The organism is Streptomyces sp. NPDC043878, from assembly GCF_056435735.1.
In genome coordinates this window covers 420,897-437,708 of sequence record NZ_JBWKDW010000001.1, presented here as the reverse complement: position 1 = coordinate 437,708, position 16,812 = coordinate 420,897, and the positions used below count along the sequence as shown (strand labels likewise).

General features: G+C 71.9%; 12 protein-coding genes and 1 pseudogene. 6 read left to right on the top strand and 7 right to left on the bottom strand.

The genetic code is table 11. The features are described 5' to 3' along the window. Positions 1-11 precede the first annotated feature (11 nt). The gene (locus AC07AZ_RS01895) at positions 12-1,691 is read right to left on the bottom strand and encodes a rhamnogalacturonan lyase B N-terminal domain-containing protein (protein ID WP_478842736.1); all 1,680 of its coding nucleotides are present in this window, start codon (positions 1,689-1,691) and stop codon (positions 12-14) included. Between the two features lie 191 nt (positions 1,692-1,882). Between AC07AZ_RS01895 and AC07AZ_RS01890 the strand changes: the two genes are divergently transcribed. From AC07AZ_RS01890 to AC07AZ_RS01875, 4 genes are all read left to right on the top strand, one after another. Further along, positions 1,883-2,962 (top strand): rhamnogalacturonan acetylesterase, encoded by a 1,080-nt coding sequence (locus tag AC07AZ_RS01890; protein WP_478842734.1) that lies wholly within the window; start codon positions 1,883-1,885, stop codon positions 2,960-2,962. Positions 2,963-3,199: 237 nt separating this feature from the next. Continuing rightward, positions 3,200-4,900, top strand: a complete 1,701-nt coding sequence (locus AC07AZ_RS01885) for a DUF2264 domain-containing protein (RefSeq protein ID WP_478842732.1) — start codon at positions 3,200-3,202, stop codon at positions 4,898-4,900. Positions 4,901-5,126: 226 nt separating this feature from the next. Then, the gene (locus AC07AZ_RS01880) at positions 5,127-6,161 is read left to right on the top strand and encodes a permease (RefSeq protein WP_478842730.1); all 1,035 of its coding nucleotides are present in this window, start codon (positions 5,127-5,129) and stop codon (positions 6,159-6,161) included. Then, on the top strand, positions 6,158-6,991 hold the full coding sequence (locus tag AC07AZ_RS01875; protein WP_478842728.1) for a TIGR03943 family putative permease subunit: 834 nt from the start codon (positions 6,158-6,160) through the stop codon (positions 6,989-6,991). The genes AC07AZ_RS01880 and AC07AZ_RS01875 overlap by 4 nt, the downstream gene beginning before the upstream one ends. A gap of 58 nt (positions 6,992-7,049) precedes the next feature. Here AC07AZ_RS01875 and AC07AZ_RS01870 read toward each other — a convergent pair whose 3' ends face one another. Continuing rightward, on the bottom strand, positions 7,050-7,661 hold the full coding sequence (locus tag AC07AZ_RS01870) for a TetR-like C-terminal domain-containing protein (RefSeq protein ID WP_478842726.1): 612 nt from the start codon (positions 7,659-7,661) through the stop codon (positions 7,050-7,052). A gap of 335 nt (positions 7,662-7,996) precedes the next feature. On the opposite strand from AC07AZ_RS01870, the gene AC07AZ_RS01865 reads away from it, so the two are divergent. Both AC07AZ_RS01865 and AC07AZ_RS01860 read left to right on the top strand, forming a co-directional pair. After that, positions 7,997-9,724, top strand: coding sequence for a PHP domain-containing protein (locus AC07AZ_RS01865; protein WP_478842724.1), 1,728 nt, complete (start codon positions 7,997-7,999; stop codon positions 9,722-9,724). Further along, positions 9,706-10,236, top strand: a complete 531-nt coding sequence (locus AC07AZ_RS01860) for a hypothetical protein (RefSeq protein WP_478842722.1) — start codon at positions 9,706-9,708, stop codon at positions 10,234-10,236. Before AC07AZ_RS01865 ends, AC07AZ_RS01860 begins: the two co-directional genes overlap by 19 nt. 62 nt (positions 10,237-10,298) lie before the next feature. On the opposite strand, the pseudogene AC07AZ_RS01855 reads toward AC07AZ_RS01860, so the two are convergent. The 5 genes and pseudogenes from AC07AZ_RS01855 to AC07AZ_RS01835 form a co-directional block, all read right to left on the bottom strand. After that, positions 10,299-10,451 (bottom strand): annotated as a pseudogene (locus AC07AZ_RS01855) (ABC transporter permease); the annotation flags it as partial. Between the two features lie 160 nt (positions 10,452-10,611). Continuing rightward, positions 10,612-13,494: a glycoside hydrolase family 2 TIM barrel-domain containing protein gene (locus AC07AZ_RS01850; RefSeq protein ID WP_478842720.1), complete on the bottom strand. Its 2,883-nt coding sequence runs from the start codon at positions 13,492-13,494 to the stop codon at positions 10,612-10,614. A 26-nt stretch (positions 13,495-13,520) separates the two neighbouring features. Further along, positions 13,521-14,414, bottom strand: a complete 894-nt coding sequence (locus AC07AZ_RS01845; RefSeq protein WP_478842718.1) for a carbohydrate ABC transporter permease — start codon at positions 14,412-14,414, stop codon at positions 13,521-13,523. Next, complete coding sequence (locus tag AC07AZ_RS01840; protein ID WP_478842716.1) at positions 14,411-15,376, bottom strand: carbohydrate ABC transporter permease; 966 nt, start codon at positions 15,374-15,376, stop codon at positions 14,411-14,413. Before AC07AZ_RS01840 ends, AC07AZ_RS01845 begins: the two co-directional genes overlap by 4 nt. Before the next feature lie 20 nt (positions 15,377-15,396). Further along, positions 15,397-16,659: an ABC transporter substrate-binding protein gene (locus tag AC07AZ_RS01835; RefSeq protein ID WP_478842714.1), complete on the bottom strand. Its 1,263-nt coding sequence runs from the start codon at positions 16,657-16,659 to the stop codon at positions 15,397-15,399. Positions 16,660-16,812 lie beyond the last annotated feature (153 nt).

Sequence of the window (16,812 nt, the reverse complement as noted above, 5' to 3'; positions counted from 1 at the left end):
GTGTGAGCCGTTCAGCCCAGCAGGTCGATGGCATCGACCGACGTGCCCGCGCTGAGATAGGAGGACGTTCCCGAACCGCTCACCACGTTGATCCTCAGCACGTTGTACCGGCCGGTGTCCGTGAGCCAGGCACTGGCCGGCACGCTGTAGGTGAACGTGTGGTTGTTGCCCCTGTAGGAACCCACGGTCAGTGACCGGGTGCCCGGCTGGGCGGGCGGCGCGGGGACGGCCGAGGTCCAGGTGTCGTTGACGACGACCTGCGGCCGGCCGTTGGCGTAGGCGGTCGTCACACCGATCCGCAGCGTGTGCGCGGCGGCGGCCTGTGCCGCGGTCAGCCGGAAGTACACCAGCAGGCCGCTGTTGACGTCCTTCCAGAGGTACGCCGGGAAGTCCGAGGTCTCGGTTCCGCTGCCGATCACGACGTCGCCCCTCCAGGGGGCGGCGCGGACGTCCGACGGATGCGCGTACGTCATCAGCGCGGCGTTCTTGAAGCCGCCCGGCGTGCCGTTCCAGTCCCCGATCCGCCAGATCGCGCTCGCGTTGCCGGGATCGTTCGAGGACGGGACGGCGAGGGTGTTGAGGGTGGTCGTCGCGCCCGCGGCCACCGTCACCGATGTACTGTGTACAGCCAACTCTCCCTTGTAGACCGTCAGCGTGTACGCACCCGGCAGTACACCTCCGACCGAGAACCAGCCGTCCGAGGCCCGCGCGGAACCCCAGTACTGCGCCGCGGCGTTGGCGAGCCCCACGGTGTACGGCTGCGCCGGGTCCCGTCCGGTGATCCCGACGCCGGCCACCCTGCCCCGGCCGCTCGCACCGACGTACCCGGCGATGCCGAGCGAGTCCGCCCACGGGGTGGTCAGGGTGCCGGGGGACAACGCGGAGGAGGGCGCGCCGCCGTCCGTGAAGGCGATGACGTAGGGCCCCTGGAGGCCGAAGCGCTGGTCCTCGGTCTGGTTCTCGCCGTAGTAGAGGATCTCGTACAGGCCGCCGCCGTCCGCGCTCTGGTGGCGCAGCAGCGATCGGTAGAACGGGCCGCCGGACGCCTTCTCGTGGTTGCTGCGGACCATCCACAGGCCGACGCCGCCGGCGGACCATCCCACGTGGTCGTAGTCGATGACCCGGAGCTTGGAGTAGTGCTTCGAGCGGGTCTGGCCGTCGGACTTCCCGAACACGTCCGAGGCTTCGAGGGTGGTGGGCGCGTACGTGTAGGAGTCGGGTTCGTCGTTGAGGAACAGGCCGGCCCTGACACGCACGATGTAGCGGGTCGCGCTGACCGACGTGTCGGCCTTGTTGGTCCACACGTACACGTTGTCCTCGCCGCTGCGGGCCGCGTAGTAGTGCCGCAGCGTGCCGTACGCGACGGAGACCAGGATCGTGGAGCCGGACTGCGCGAGGGTCACCGTGGAGGCGCCGAGGCCCGACTCGACGTGCGAGTTCTTGCCGCCGTAGCCCTGGTACTCGGTGCCCCGGTAGACCAGTGAGGTCAGGTCGCCGTTGGTCTTGTCGACCTTGAACACGAGGTGGGCGCCGGTGTCGACGACGTAGTGGGAACCGTCGTCCGACCAGCCGAACCCGGCGGCCGAGGCGGTGGGGGCGAGCGGTCCTGCGAGTGCGGCCGAACCGGCGCCGGCGGCGGTGCCGAGGACGAAGGTGCGGCGTCGGACCGGTCGGTTCAGGGAGCCGGACATGGGGGTGCCTCCTTCGGGAGGTGAGGGGTGCGGGTGATGGGTCAGCGTGGCAGTTGAATCGATTTCGCGAAAGGGCTTTCACCGTGCGGGAGTTGGCGGTTGTGTGAAAGGCGCTCAAAGACTAGAAAGCGCTTGCCGGGCACGGTACGGTCCACCCGCCAGGCCCCGCAGACCTGCCGGAGGAGCTGTTCATGAGACGTTTCAACCTCGCCGTGCTCGCGGCGCTGACCCTGGGCACCGGCCTGACGGCCGTGCCGGCCCAGGCCGACGGAGGGCGGCACCCCTCCGGCCTCGACCACTGCGCCGCCGGCGCCTGCCACTTCGACGTGCCGCCCGGCACGTACGACGTGACGGTCCGTCTCGGCGGCGCCGGCGGTTCGACGACGAGCGTCGCCGGAGAGACCCGGCGTTCCCTGCTCCCGGAGACGGCCGCGCCGGCCGGGGAACGCGTCACCCGCAGCTTCACCGTGAACGTCCGCACCCCCGAGGGCGAACCGACCGGCCCGGACGGAAATCCCGGCCTTGACCTGACGATCGGCGGCCCGGCACCCGCCCTGGCCGGCATCCGCGTCACCCCGGCCCGCCCGTACGCCCGGACCCACGCGGACCCGACGGCCCGCGCCGCCCGGCAGATCATCCTGGTCGGCGACTCCACCGTCTGCGACCAGCCCGCCGCCCCCTACTCGGGCTGGGGCCAGCAGCTGCCGCAGTTCCTGCGCCGGGGCGTCTCCGTCGCCAACTACGCGGACTCCGGCGAGAGTACGGTCAGCTACCTCCAGGACCCGCGGCTGTGGGCCACCGTCCGGCCGCTGATCCTCCCCGGCGACCTGGTGCTCGTGCAGCTGGCCCACAACGACAAGACCACCGACGAGACGACCTACCGGGCCAATCTGGAGACGCTCGTCGCCGGTGTCCGCGAGCGCGGCGGCCGCCCGGTCCTGGTCACTCCGATCGTGCGGCGCTGGTTCAACGCCGACGGCACCCTGAACAACGACACCGCGCTTCTGGTCAACGGCCTCGGAGTGAACCATCCTGAAGTGATCCGCTCGGTCGCGGCGGCCCAGGACGTGCCGCTGATCGATCTGACGGCGAAGACGAAGGCACTGGTGGAATCCCTCGGCGTCGAAGGCTCCAAGGCCCTGTACCTCTACAACGAGAAGAGGGACAACACGCACACCTCCGCGTACGGTGCCACGGTCTACGCCGGCCTGGTCCGCGACGAACTCCTCGCCCGGCACCTGGTGCCGCGGGCCGGAGTGCGGGTGGGCTGAGTCCCCCACGATCCCTGGGGCGTCCCGACCGGAACCGGGGCGCCCCAGGCCCCACCCCGCCCGCCACCACCCTGCCCGCCACTGTCCATCGACTGCCGACTGCCGACTGCCGACTGCCGACTGCCGACACCGCGCCTGCCGACTGTCGCCACCCACCGCCCTTCACAGCGACCTACGTCACCGTCCTTCACCACCGAGCCGCACCCCAGCCTCCACCGCCGACGAGGAAGAGAGCCGATGCACCTGCCCCCCGACGACCGCGTCCTCAGCCCCCGCACCGGCTTCACCCGCGCCCACTGGGAGGCGGCCGCCGACTCCCTGCTCGCCGCGGTCGAGCCGTACGCCGTCGAGGGCGGGGCGCTCTACCACCTGCCCGGCGACCGGGTGAGCTGGTCGGGCCGGCTCTCGGACGGCCTGGAGGGGTACGCCCGTACGCTGCTGCTCGCCGCCCTCCGCCGGGACGAGAACGCCCTGGAGCGGTACGCCGAGGGTCTCGCGGCCGGCGTCGGCGGCGTCTGGCCGCGCATCGAGGACCGGAGCCAGCCGCTGGTGGAGGCGGCGTCCATCGCCTTCGCCCTCCGCATCACCCGTGAGCAGCTGTGGGACCGCCTCGACGACCGGGTGCGCGGGCGCGCCGCGGCCTGGCTCGGTGACGCCCTCACCGCCGAACCCTGGCCGTGTAACTGGGAGTTGTTCCCCGTGACGGTCGGCGGCTTCCTCCAGGAGATCGGCCACGAGCCCGACGCGTCCCGCAAGGCGGTCGACCGGGGCCTGGAGCGCGTCGAGGAGTGGTACGCCGGTGACGGCTGGTACTCCGACGGCCCCGGCCGTGCCTTCGACTACTACAACGGCTGGGCCATGCACCTCTATCCGGTGCTGCACGCCTGGCTCGCCGGCGACACCCGCCTGCTGGACCTCTACGGCGGCCGGCTCTCCCGCCATCTGGAGGACTACGCCCGCCTGTTCGGCGCCGACGGCGCCCCGATGCGCCAGGGCCGCAGCCTCACCTACCGCTTCGCGACGACGGCCCCGCTGTGGCTGGGCCAGCTCACCGGCCGTACACCGCTGTCGCCGGGGGAGACCCGCCGGCTGGCCTCCGGCGCGCTGCGGTACTTCCTCGACCGCGGCGCGGCCGACTCCCGCGGCCTGCTGACCCTCGGCTGGCACGGCCCCGACGCGACCGTCCTGCAGGGCTATTCGGGCCCCGCCTCGCCGTACTGGGCGAGCAAGGGCTTCCTCGGTCTGCTCCTGCCGGCCGACCACCCCGTGTGGACCGCCACCGAGGAACCGGGGCCGGCCGAGCGGGCGGACGCCGTCACGCCGGTCGCCGCCCCCAACTGGCTGGTCCAGTCGACGCGTTCGGACGGCCTGGTACGTCTGCACAACCACGGCAGTGAGGACGTCCGCTACGACCCGCACTACACGCGCCTGGCCTACTCGACGGTGACGGCGCCCTCGGCGTCGTACGACAACAGCGTGATCGTCGGCGGTGATCCGGGCCGTACCGGCATCGAACCGCTGGGCGTCGGTGAGGGCTGGGCGGCCTCGCGGCACCGGGCGGGGGGTGGCGCGCGGGTCACCGGCGTCGTGCTCGCGCACGGGGCGGCGGAGGTGCGCGCCCACCGGGTGACGGGGGCGGACCCCGGTACGCCGGTGCGGGTGACCGGCTGGACCGCCCCGGACGGCGTCCGCGCCGAACTCCTGCCGGTCGTCGGCCTCACCGGCGACCTCACCGGCCTGACCGGCCCGGACACCGAGGGCGGCACCCTCTTCGTGGCCCTGGCCCGGCTGACCGCCGAACCTGCCCCGGCGCCCCTGCCGAAGACGGTGTCCCTGCGGGTGACCGAAGCCGGGGATCTGGAGGTCGACTGGCACGGAGGGCCCGCACTGCGGGTGCGGCTCGATGACGACGACGTGACGGTCACCACGGTCGGCTGACCGGCGGGGACAGGGCCGGGCGCGGGCGGGGCCGGGGCTGGGAGGCCGGGCGAGGGGACAGGCCGGGGAGCCGCGTCGAAGCCGGTGGCGGAGCCGGCTGCCGGTGTCCGGCCGGTACGTCGCGTGCCCGTGGGCGCGGTGGGCGTGGCGCATGGGGTGGGACGGTGCGGAGGGGGAATTGCGGGCCCGCTATCTTCGGTGCGGACATCCGACGTGGGGAGCTGGTGTGCTGACGACAGTCCAACGGGCCGAGGGGGCGGCGGTCACCACCGGCACCCCGGCGGACCAGGAGCCGGCCGGCGGTGGCTGGCCCCGGCACTGGCCGCTCCTGCTGCTGGGCGCGGCGGCGGTGCCGGGGCCGGCGCTCTTCGCCTTCGGCCGGTGGGGGGACGAACCGGCCGTGCACGCCTGGCGGACCGTCTGTCTCGCCGTCACCCTCCAGGCCCTGCCCTTCCTGCTGCTAGGCACGGCCCTGTCGGGGGCGATCAGCGCGTTCGTGCCGGCGCGTGTGTTCAGCCGGGTGCTGCCCCGACGGCCCGCGCTGGCCGTCCCGGTCGCCACGGCCGCCGGGGTCGTCCTGCCGGGCTGCGAGTGCGCCTCGGTGCCGGTCGCGAGCAGTCTGATCGGCCGGGGCGTCACCCCGGCCGCCGCCTTCTCCTTCCTGCTGTCGGCGCCCGCCGTCAACCCGGTCGTGCTGACCGCCACCGCCATCGCCTTCCCCGCCAGTCCCGTCATGGTGCTGGCCCGGCTCCTCGCCTCCCTCGCCACCGCCGCAGTGATGGGCTGGCTGTGGCTCTGGCTGGGCCGCGCGGAATGGCTCAGGCCAGCCGTACGGCACGCCGGGCACACCCCCGGCCACAGCCGCTGGACGGAGTTCCGGCGCGGCTTCCAGCACGACTTCCTGCACGCGGGCGGTTTCCTGGTGGTCGGCGCGATGGCGGCGGCCACCTTCAACGTGTCGGTGCCGCGCTCGGTCCTGGACACGTTCTCCGGCTCGCCCTGGCTGTCGGTGCTGTTCCTGGCGGCGCTCGCCGTCCTGCTCGCGGTGTGCTCCGAGGCCGACGCGTTCGTGGCCGCCTCCCTCACCGGTTTCTCACTGGCGGCCCGGCTGACGTTCATGGTCGTCGGGCCGATGGTCGACCTGAAGCTCATCGCCCTCCAGACGGGCACCTTCGGCCGGGCCTTCGCGGTCCGTTTCTCCGCCGCCACCACGGTCGTCGCGATCGTGTGCAGCGTGCTGATCGCGGGCGTGCTGCTGTGAGACGCAACCTCCAGACACTCCTGCTCGTCCTCAGCGGCCTCGGCGTCCTGCACGCGTCCCTCTTCACGGACCTGTACGTCAGATACGTCAAGGAGGGCATGCGTCCGCTGCTGGTCGCCTCCGGCGTGCTGCTGCTCCTGCTGGGCGTGGCGGAGGCGTGGTCCCGGCACGGGATGCCGGACGGGGGCACGGGCGACGCGGACGCGCACCCGCGCGACGACGCCCACCCCCATGACGGCGGGGTCGCCCATGACCGCGGGGTCGCCCATGACGACGAGGGCGTCCAGGCGGGCGGCGCCCACAGCGGGCACGATCACTCCGGGGTGCCCCGGGTGGCCTGGCTGCTGTTCCTGCCCGCGCTGAGCCTGCTGTTCTACGCGCCGCCCGCGCTCGGCGCGTACACGGCGTCCCGGGAACCCGCCAAGGCCGTCACACACCGGGACGACTTCGGCCCGCTGCCCGCGACCTCACCGCTGCCGATCACGCTCAGCGACTTCACCGGCCGGGTCACGCAGGACCGCTCGCGGGCCATCGCGGGTCGTACCGTCCTGATGACCGGTTTCGTCACGCCCGGGAGAGCGGGCGGCGCCTGGTACCTGACCCGGATCATGCTCTCCTGCTGCGCGGCGGACGCCCAGTCCGTGAAGGTGCTGGTCCACGGTTTTCCGGCGCCGCCCGCCGACAGCTGGGTGAGCCTCACGGGGACCTGGCACCCGGGCGGCACCCTCGGCACGAGGTCCGCGCCGGTGGCCCTGGACGTCCGTACCGTCAGGAAGATCGCCCGGCCGACGAACGGGTACACCGACGCCCTGCCGATCGGCGCCCCCTGACGTCCCGGCCGCGGTTCCCGGCCCGAGGCACCGACACCCGCGTCGTCGCGGCCGGAACTCAGCCGTCGCCCGCGTGCCCCGCCTGCCCGGCCCGCTCGGGTGCGTCCGCGGGCCAGTGTTCGAGCGCGATGTGCAAGGCGTCGATCGCGCGCTCCCAGGACTTCTGTACGTCCCTGGGGGCGCCGAAACCGCCGCCGGCCTCCAGGGCGCAGTAGCCGTGGAAGGTGGCGCGCAGCAGCCGTACCGCGTCGGTCAGGTCGGGTTCGGCGAGACCGTAGGCGCGGAGCATGCCGTGGGTGATCTCGGCGGTGCGGCGCAGCGCGGGGGAGTCGGCGACCAGGGCTTGGTCGATCCGGATCTGGGTGGCGGCGTACCGGCCCGGATGCAGGCGGGCGTACGTCCGGTAGGCGTCGGCGAAGGCGCGGAGGGCGTCCTTGCCGGCCCGGCCCGCGACCGCGTCGGCGATCCGGTCGATCAGCTCGCCGCCGGCCAGCAGCGCGACGCGGGTACGCAGGTCCTGAAGGTTCTTGACGTGCGAGTAGAGGCTCGCGTCCCGCACCCCGAAGTGCCGTGCCAGCGCGATCAGCGTGACGTTCTCGAAGCCCACCTCGTCGGCGAGTTCGGCGGCGGCCGCGACGACGAGGCCGGGGGTGAGTCCTGCGCGAGCCATGGGCGACCTCCGCGTGCGATGCCGGCAGCCTGGGACAGCCGGGGAGAGGCCCATGATCCCAGTTCCGCGACGCGCGGCGGACCCGGCGGGTCGCGAGGGCGTCCGCGGCCGGGCGGGAAACGCGCCGGGCGGCGCCTGGAAGAGGCGGCAACCGGCGTGACGAACAAGGGCAGTTGGGACAACCGGGGGCCGTGGGCCGACCCGCCGTGTCCGGGGCATCCGGCGCTCACTCCCCGGTCGTCCACCGTTCAGGTTCCGCCTCGATCCTCCACACGCGGCGCCCGCGCACAGCCCGGCGGGCGGCGGCGGGCGGCAACGGCATCCAGGAGGCACACATGGGGCACGGGCACGGTCACCACCACGGACATGACCACGACCACGGGCACGACCACGCGGACGGGGCTACAGCGCCCCTGCCCGCCGCCTTCGACCTCGCCGTCCCCGACGAGGCCCTGACCCCCGAGCAGCAGTCGCGCCGCTCCCTGCTCCGCCGGGCGGGCCTGCTCGGCGCCGGCCTGACGGCCGCCGGTGTGCTCCCCGGCGTGGCCGCCCCCGCGTACGCCGCCACCCCCGCGTACGCCGCCGCCTCCGGTGCTCGCGGCAAGAACGGCTTCCTCTGGCTGGCCGGCGACCACCACATCCACACCCAGTACAGCAGCGACGGCAAGTACCGCGTCGTCGACCAGGTCCGCCAGGGCGCCCGGCACGGCTTGGACTGGCTGGTCATCACCGACCACGGCAGCGAGACGCACGCCCGGATCGGTGTCGACAAGGTCAACCCGGACATCAGGGCGGCCCGCGCCGCCCACCCGGACACCCTGGTCTTCCAGGGCCTGGAGTGGAACATCCCGGCGGCCGAGCACGGGACCGTGTTCGTGCACCCGGGCAGGAACGAGGTCGCCGTCCTCAAGCAGTTCGAGTCCGACTACGACGGCAGCGTCCACAACGCGTCCGACTCCACGCCCGCCAACGAGGCCCTCGCGGTCGCCGGCCTCGCCTTCCTCGGGGAGCAGGTCAGGCTCCGCAGGGTCAGGGACGCGCTGATGCTCGCCAACCACCCGGCGCGGCGCGGGGTGGACTCCCCGCACGAGATCCGCGCCTGGCGCGACGCGACCGACGCGGGCCACCGGATCGCCGTCGGCTTCGAGGGCGCGCCCGGCCACCAGGCCGCCGGCCTGCCCGCGCCGCTCGGCGCCGGCCGGGCCCGCGGCATCTACGACAACAGCCCGAGCGCCAACTCGTTCGCCGGGTTCCCCCTGGAGAGCTACCGCACCTGGGGCGGCTTCGACTGGATGACGGCCACCGTCGGCGGCCTGTGGGACAGCCTCCTCGCTGAGGGCCGGCCCTGGTGGATCACCGCCAACTCCGACTCCCACCAGGTCTACGCCGACACCGCCGTGCGCGGACCGGGTGGTGACTTCAACACCGACGGCCGGTACCAGGACCCGGTCTACGGCGGCCAGATCGACATCACCCAGGGCGACTTCTGGCCCGGCCAGTACAGCCGTACGCACGTCGGCGCCGACGGCTTCTCCTACGCGGCCGTCATGGACGGCATCCGCGCGGGCCGCGTCTGGGTCGACCACGGCCAGCTCCTCGACGGCCTGGACGCGCGGGTGTCCGGCGGCGGCCGGTGGGCCACTCTCGGCGGCGCCCTGCACGTGAAGAAGGGCACGAAGGTCTCGCTGACGGTGGACGTGACGACAGCGGGCGGCCCCAACTGGGCCGGATTCATGCCGGCCCTGGCCCGGGTGGACGTCATCCGGGGCGAGGTGACCGGCCCGGTCACCGACCGGGACACGTTCACCGCGCCCACGGCGAAGGTCGTCCGCTCCTACGACGTGCACGGGGCCACCGGCACGGTCCGTCTCACCTACGACCTCGGCCGCGTCGACCGCCCGCTGTACGTGCGGCTGCGCGGCACCGACGGCAACCGGTCCGCGGTCGGCGCGAGGGGAGCGGCGGTGGACCCCGCGGGCCCGGCCATCGACGTCGCCGGCGACGCCGATCCGTGGCGCGACCTGTGGTTCTACGCCAACCCGGTGTGGGTACTGCCCTCGTGACGCCGTACGCCCTCACCGTGGACGCGGGGGTGCGGGACCTGCGCGCCGCCGATCACCTGCTGCACTCCCTGGCAGCCGAACTCGCCCTGACCGAGGACGCGTTCGGCTGCACCCACCTGTTGCGCCAGGGGCGGCCGCGCGTCGCCCTGTCCTTCGCGCTGCCGAGCGAGCCGCTCCTGCGCACCGCCCTGGAGCGGCTCGGGGCCGGAGGGTACGAGGTGTCGCCCGGTGTTCCGGACCCGGTGGGCCGCGCGGTGCTCTACCCGGGGGTGTCGGCGCTCACCGGCACCCTGTCGGTGGCGGACCTGCTCGCCCGTTCCGCGATCGACCGCGTGACCGTCCTGGGTCGGGGCACGCGACAACCTCACCCCGACACGCCGTTCCTGACGAACGATCACGTACGTCCGCAGTGGCAGGGCGGCGCGCTGGTCCTCGCCGCCATGCCCGCCGTGGCCGGCGCCCTCGTCCCCTTCGAGGTCCCCGACCCGACCCCGTGCTGCGCGGACCACTGACCGAAGTGCCGTCCCCGGGCCACCCGTTGACCCCGCGCAGTGCGCAGGCCGCGGTGCCGCGGGAGGCGGGCCGCCGCACAGGCCAGGACGCCCAGCAGGGGGGAGAGGGCGGCCGGCCGGCACGGTACGCGGGTGCCGTGGCCGGTGAGGACGGCGGCCGGGAGGTCCGCCACGAACGCGAGCGGAAGGCCGTACGTCACAAGGCCCCGGACCGCCGATGCCGGCAGTCACTCGGTCGACCGCCACGTGGAAAGGCGGCCGGCCGGCTGGGAAGCCGGCCGGCCGCGGACAACCTGACGACCTCGGCGAACTGTCGGTTCGATCGGTCGACCGGTTGGTCGGCTGTTTCCTCGCCCGGAAGTCACGGGCCGGGCGTCACCGGTCGAGGACCGAGAACACGAAGGAGAACTCGGTCGGTTCGGCCCGCAGGTAGTACTGCGGCAGCGGGCCCGGACCGCAGGACTGCGAGCCGATGCCGTGCTGTCCGTGGTCGAGGTTGACCCAAACCGTGTCGCCGGGCGTGAGATCGGTGAGGTGGGCGGCCGCGTCCAGCCGTTCGTTCGTCCAGCGGCGCGCGCTGAACCAGAACTCCGGGTCGCCCTCGACGCGCAGGCCGCCGATCTCCACCCAGCGGACGTCGGCGCGGGCGCCGTTCTCCTGCGGGCGCACGTACGGCGTCTGCAGTGCGTCGACCGTGGACTCCCAGCGGTTCAGGACGGCAGCCGTCCTGGTGTCCGGGTACGCCTCACCGGGGCCGCCGCCGAACCAGCGCACCCGGTCCGCGGTGCCGGGCAGCCCGAGGCGGACGCCCAGCCGGGGCAGCGGCAGCGTCCACTCGCCCTCGGGGGACACCGACACCGCGAGCCGCAGCCGGTCGCCGTCCGAGGTCCAGCGGTACACCGTGGCGAGGCCCAGTTCCCGGGCGGCCGGCGCCACCCGGGTCCGTACCGTCAGCGCCTCCTCGGTCAACTCCACGGCGTCCAGGCGGTGTTGCATGCGGTGCAGGCCGAGTGTGCGCCACAGGACGCCGTAGCGGGTGTCGGACTGCCACTCGGCGCCCTCGTCGTTGTCGGTGGTGGCGCGCCACACGTCCAGGCGCGGGCCGCTCACCTCGATCCCGCCGATCGCGGTGAGCGCGCCGGTCCGGGCGTCGAAGCGGGCCGGGCCCAGGGTGATGTGCCCTTCGCCGCGTACCGGCCGGCCGGTCGAGCCGACGACCGGCAGCGGCCGCGGGGCGACGGGGAGCTGACCCCACGCGACCCGGTGGCCCGTCGGCGCCCACGCGGTGTCGGCCGCGAGCAGCGCGCTCACCGTCCACTGCGTCTCCGCGCCCCGTGGGCCCGCGGGCGGCTCGGGCAGCTTCACCTCGGCCGACTCGCCGGGCGCGAGGGGCGGCACGGACAGCGTGCCGGCCTCGACGGTCTCGCCGTCCACCTGGTACGACCACTCGAAGGTGAGCGCCGACAGGTCCGCGAAGTCGTGCTTGTTGGTGACGCGGACGGTGCCTTCGAGGCCGTCACCGTCGATGCGGACCGGTTCGAGGACCTTCTGGAACTCGACGAGCCCGGGGGAGGGGCTGCGGTCGGGGAACAGCAGTCCGTCGCAGACGAAGTTGCCGTCGTGCAGCTCCTCGCCGAAGTCGCCGCCGTAGGCGTAGCCGAGCTCAGGGTGCTTGACGCCGTGGTCGATCCACTCCCAGACGAAGCCGCCCTGGAGTCGCTCGTACGTCTCGAACAGCCGCTGGTAGTCGGCGAGTCCGCCGGGACCGTTGCCCATGGCGTGCGCGTACTCGCACTGGATGAAGGGCAGTCGGCGCCGCTTCTCGGTCCCGCCGTCCTGGCCCCGGCCGATCGTCTCGACCTCGGCGTGGAAGGCGTACATCCGCGAGTACATGTCGGTGTCGCGGCAGTTCCAGTCGCCCTCGTAGTGCACGAGGCGTCCGGCGTCCCGGGCGTGGATCCACTCGGCCATCGCGGTCAGACCGCGGCCGGTGCCGGCCTCGTTGCCGAGGGACCAGATGACGACGGACGGGTGGTTCTTGTCCCGCTCGACCATGCGGGCCGCGCGGTCCAGGAGGGCGGGGGTCCAGCGGTCGTCGTCCACCGGGTTGTCGCGCCAGCCCTGTTCGGTGAAGCCGTGGGTCTCCAGGTCGCACTCGTCGATGACCCACAGGCCGTACTCGTCGCACAGGTCGAGGAAGGCCGGGTGCGGCGGGTAGTGCGAGGTGCGGACGGCGTTGATGTTGTGCCGCTTCATCAGCAGCACGTCCTCGCGCATCGTCTCCAGGTCCAGGGCGCGGCCCCGCTCCGGATGCCACTCGTGCCGGTTGACGCCCTTGAAGAGGATGGCGCTGCCGTTGACCTTGATCAGGCCGTCGGCGAGTTCGACGGTGCGGAAACCGATGCGCAGCGGCACCCGCTCGCCCTCGGTCACCAGCTCGCCGTCGTACAGCCGGGGCGTCTCCGCCGTCCACGGCAGGACCGGGACCGTCACCGGGGTACCGGTCGCGACCTCGATGTCCAGGTCGGGCACGGTCACCCGTCCGTCGACGTCGGAGTCGACGCGCAGGGTGCCCTCGCCGGAGCGGTGGTCGTAGGAGGCGTGCACGAAGAAGTCGAGCGCGCTGCCCGCCGGGCGGTGCAGCAGGGTGACATCACGGAAGATGCCCGGCAGCCACCACTGGTCCTGGTCCTCCAGGTACGAGCCCGCGGACCACTGGTGGACCCGGACCGCCAGCACATTGCCCGCGGGCTTCAGCAGATGGCCCACGGCGAACTCGTGCGCCAGCCGCGAGCCCTTGAACTCGCCGATGTCGGTGCCGTTGAGCCAGACCCGCGCGCACGACTCGACGCCGTCGAAGCGCAGGACCGCGCCGCCCGCGTCCGGCCCGGCCGGCCAGTCCCGCGGCAGGTCGAAGACCCGCAGATGGTCACCGGTCGGGTTGTCGGTCGGCACGTGCGGCGGGTCGACGGGGAACGGGTAGAGGTGGTTGGTGTAGATCGGGGACCCGAAGGCCCCGTCGCCCTGGAGGACCCAGTGGCCGGGGACCGTGACCTCGGCCCACTCCCCGGCGTCGAACCCCTCCTCGGCGAACGAGTCGTCCTCGGCGTCGGCCGTCGCGGACAGCCGTAGCCGCCAGCTGCCGTTCAGCGACAGGGACTTCGCGTCCGAGGACGCGTACCAGGCGCGGGGCGGCAGGGCGCCGCTGCCCGGTGAGACGTCCTCGACATAGCCGGCCGTGGTGGTGCGGAAAGACATCGGTCTCCAGGTTTCGGGAAGAGGCGTCAGCCCTTGATGCCGGTCTGCGCGATCCCCTGCACCAGCCAGCGCTGGAGGAAGAGGAACACGAGCAGCAGGGGCAGGATGGAAATGGCGGTGGCCATGAAGATCAGGTGGTAGTTGACCGTCTGGTTCGTCATGTACGAGGACAGGGCGACCTGTACGGTCCACGCGCTCGGGTCCTGACCGATGACCAGTGGCCACAGGAAGGAGTTCCACCCGTTGATGAAGGTGATGGTCGCGATCGCCGCGAAGAAGTTCAGCGAGTTGGGCACCACGACGCGCCAGTACGCGCCCCAGTAGCCGAGCCCGTCCACCCGCGCCGCCTCCTCCAGCTCCTTGGGGAACCCCAGGAAGTACTGCCGGAAGAGGAAGCAGGTGAAACCACTGAACAGGCCCGGGATGATGAGACCCCGGTAGGTGTCGACCCAGCCGAGGGACGAGACCAGCACGAAGCTCGGCACGAAGGTGACGGCGGCCGGCACCATCAGGGTGAACAGGACGGCGTAGAAGATCTTGTTGGCGTGCCGGTAGGGGATGCGGGCCAGGCCGTAGCCGGCCAGCGAACACACCAGCAGCGTGCCGACGGTGTGCAGCACGCCCACGACCAGCGAGTTGACCATCGACTGGCCGAAGTCGACCGTGGTGTCGCGGAACGGCTCGGTGATGTTGCTCCACTGGATGTCCGTGGGGAAGAACTTCCAGTTCTCGCCGGTGATGTCGGGGTCCGTCGAGAGGGAGTTGCGGACCAGCAGGTAGAACGGGATCAGGAAGAGGAAGGCGGCGACGCCGGTGGCGAGGTAGAGGCCCGTGGACCCCATGACCGCGCCGCGCCGCCTGCGCGCCGGCGCTGCGGGCGGCGGTGGCGTCTGCCTCACCTCGGGTGCGGTGGTGGTCACTTGGACTCCTCCCCCCTTCCGAATCCCATGAGCTTGCCCTGGAACAGGGTCACGACGACGATCAGCAGGGTCAGCATCACCGCGCCGGCGCTGCCCGCGCCGTAGTCCTGGTTCTGGCCCAGGGCGGTGTAGTACAGCTCGACCAGCGGCGGCCGGCCCCAGGTGGTCTTCGACAGGAGGTTGAAGAACTCGTCGAACGCCTGGTAGGCGGCCACCAGGAGCAGCAGGACCACGGCCGTCGAGGTCGCCCGCAGCTGGGGCAGCGTGATGTACCAGAAGGTCTGCCAGCCCCGCTTGGCACCGTCGATCGCGGCGGCCTCGTACAGCTCGCCCGGGATGTTCTGCAGCGCGGCCAGGAACAGGATCATGAAGAACCCGGACTGGAGCCAGAGCCTCGCGGTGAGGATGACCAGCCAGTACCACGGCGGGTCGGGGTTGGCGAGCCAGGCGATGTTGTCGACGCCGAACCAGCCGATGACGGTGTTCGCCAGACCGAAGCGGACGCCGTTGAAGAGGGACATCTTCCAGATCAGCGAGGCGGCGACGTAGCTGCACGCGGTCGGCAGGAAGAAGACCGAGCGGAAGAACGCCCGCATGAAGCGCAGCCGGTTCACCAGCAGGGCCAGGCCCAGCGACAGGGCCCAGGTGGTCGGCACGATGAACGCGGCGAACACGGTGAAGGTGCCCAGTGAACCGACGAAGTCGCTGTCGCCGAGCATGAAGCGGTAGTTCTCGAGGCCGACGAACTTGTCCGGTGTGACGGTGAAGCGGGCCTCGAAGAAGCTGAGCCAGATGCTCCAGCCGATGGGAACGTAGACGAAGATCACGAGCCCGATGAGGAACGGGCCGGTGAAGAGCCAGAAGTTGAGGGTGCTGCTGCCCCGCAGCCCCCGCCGCGACGACGCCCCGGAGGGCTTCGCCGGGGCGGGGCGCGCGAGGTCGCGTGTGGTGGTCGTCGACATGGCGCAGTCCGTCCGCCGGCCTATCCGAAGAGCTTCTTGAGCTCGCGGCCCACCGTCTTGTCGGCCTTGTCGAGAGAGGCCTCCGGATCCCCGCCCTTGCGCACCGAGTTGGCGAACACGTCCTCCAGCGCGGTGATCATCGCCTGGGTCCAGCCGATGTTGTCGAAGTGTCCGTAGTCCGTGAAGAGTTTGACGCCCTCGGCCGGCAGACCCGACTTCAGCTTGGTGGCCGACGCGGCGATCGAGGTACGCGGCGGGATGTGGAAGCCGTAGGAGGTCGCCCAGTCCTCCTGGTACGTCTTCTGGTCGATCCACAGCCACTTGACGTACGCCTTGGCCGCCTCGACGTTGTCCCCCTTGGCGTTGACGAACATCGACCAGCCGCCGTTGTAGACCGAGGGCTTGCCGCTGTCGGTGACCTTCGGGAACGGGAAGACGCCGATGTCGTCGCCGAGCGTCTGCTGGAACTGCGGCATCGCCCACATGCCGCAGAACTGCATCGCGCACAGGCCCTGGTTGAGCGCCGAGGGGTCCCAGTAGTCGGCCGGGGCGTCCAGGAGCAGGTGACCGCTGGTGAACAGCTTGCGCATCTTCTTGATGCCCTCGATGACGCCGTCCGTGTGGTAGGCGATCTGGTTCTTGTCGTCGAGGGTGTCGGCGCCGGCGGACCAGATCATCGGGTTGATGACGGCGTGCAGGTCGTTGCCGAGGAACAGGCCCTTGACCTTGCCCGTGGTGAGCTTGGCGGCCGCCTCGATGAGCTCGTCGAGGGTGGTGGGCACCTTGACGCCGGCCTTCTCCAGCAGCGAGGGCCGGTAGAAGAAGAACTGCGGGTCGTCGATCATGCGGACGCCGTATATCTTGCCGTCGACCGTGTGCGACTTGATGTCGGCCTGGTTGAAGTCGTCCTTGACCGGCTCGATGATGTCGGTCAGGTCGGCCACCTGACCACTCTTCACGAGCTGGATCTGCGGGTGGAACTCGAAGAGGTCCGGCGCGTTCTTGGTGAGCAGCGTCGCGAAGAGCTTGCTCTCGAAGTCGGAACCGGTGATCCACTGCGTGTTCACCTTGGCCTTGTCGTACGCGGCCGCGTACTTCTTGATGGCCTGCTCGGTGCCCGCCTCGCCGTAGGCGTGGAAGAACTGGGTGAGGTTCGTCCCCGAACCGCCGCTGCCGCCACGGCCGTTGTTGCTGCCGCAGGCGGCCAGCGTGCCGGCCGCGGCCAGGCCCGCTGCTGCCTTGAAGAGTGACCGGCGGTCCCAGTTGCTGCTCATTGCCGACATGGTGACGTCCTTGTCTCGAGTACGGCGGTGGCTCCACGGCGTTGCGGCCGGGCGGCTCGATTCGGCTTGCGGTGCGGGACGTTAACCTTCGGCCAATCCTTCGGCAAGGGGTTGGACGAAGTCTGTTCGAAGCGTTGTGTGGCGTTCGGGATA

Excerpts from the sequence above, each read along its gene's own strand:
- AC07AZ_RS01840 (WP_478842716.1), bottom strand. The coding sequence starts at position 15,376 with ATGTCGACGACCACCACACGCGACCTCGCGCGCCCCGCCCCGGCGAAG.
- AC07AZ_RS01895 (WP_478842736.1), bottom strand. The coding sequence starts at position 1,691 with ATGTCCGGCTCCCTGAACCGACCGGTCCGACGCCGCACCTTCGTCCTC.
- AC07AZ_RS01865 (WP_478842724.1), top strand. The coding sequence starts at position 7,997 with ATGGGGCACGGGCACGGTCACCACCACGGACATGACCACGACCACGGG.
- AC07AZ_RS01890 (WP_478842734.1), top strand. The coding sequence starts at position 1,883 with ATGAGACGTTTCAACCTCGCCGTGCTCGCGGCGCTGACCCTGGGCACC.
- AC07AZ_RS01870 (WP_478842726.1), bottom strand. The coding sequence starts at position 7,661 with ATGGCTCGCGCAGGACTCACCCCCGGCCTCGTCGTCGCGGCCGCCGCC.
- AC07AZ_RS01885 (WP_478842732.1), top strand. The coding sequence starts at position 3,200 with ATGCACCTGCCCCCCGACGACCGCGTCCTCAGCCCCCGCACCGGCTTC.
- AC07AZ_RS01835 (WP_478842714.1), bottom strand. The coding sequence starts at position 16,659 with ATGTCGGCAATGAGCAGCAACTGGGACCGCCGGTCACTCTTCAAGGCA.
- AC07AZ_RS01850 (WP_478842720.1), bottom strand. The coding sequence starts at position 13,494 with ATGTCTTTCCGCACCACCACGGCCGGCTATGTCGAGGACGTCTCACCG.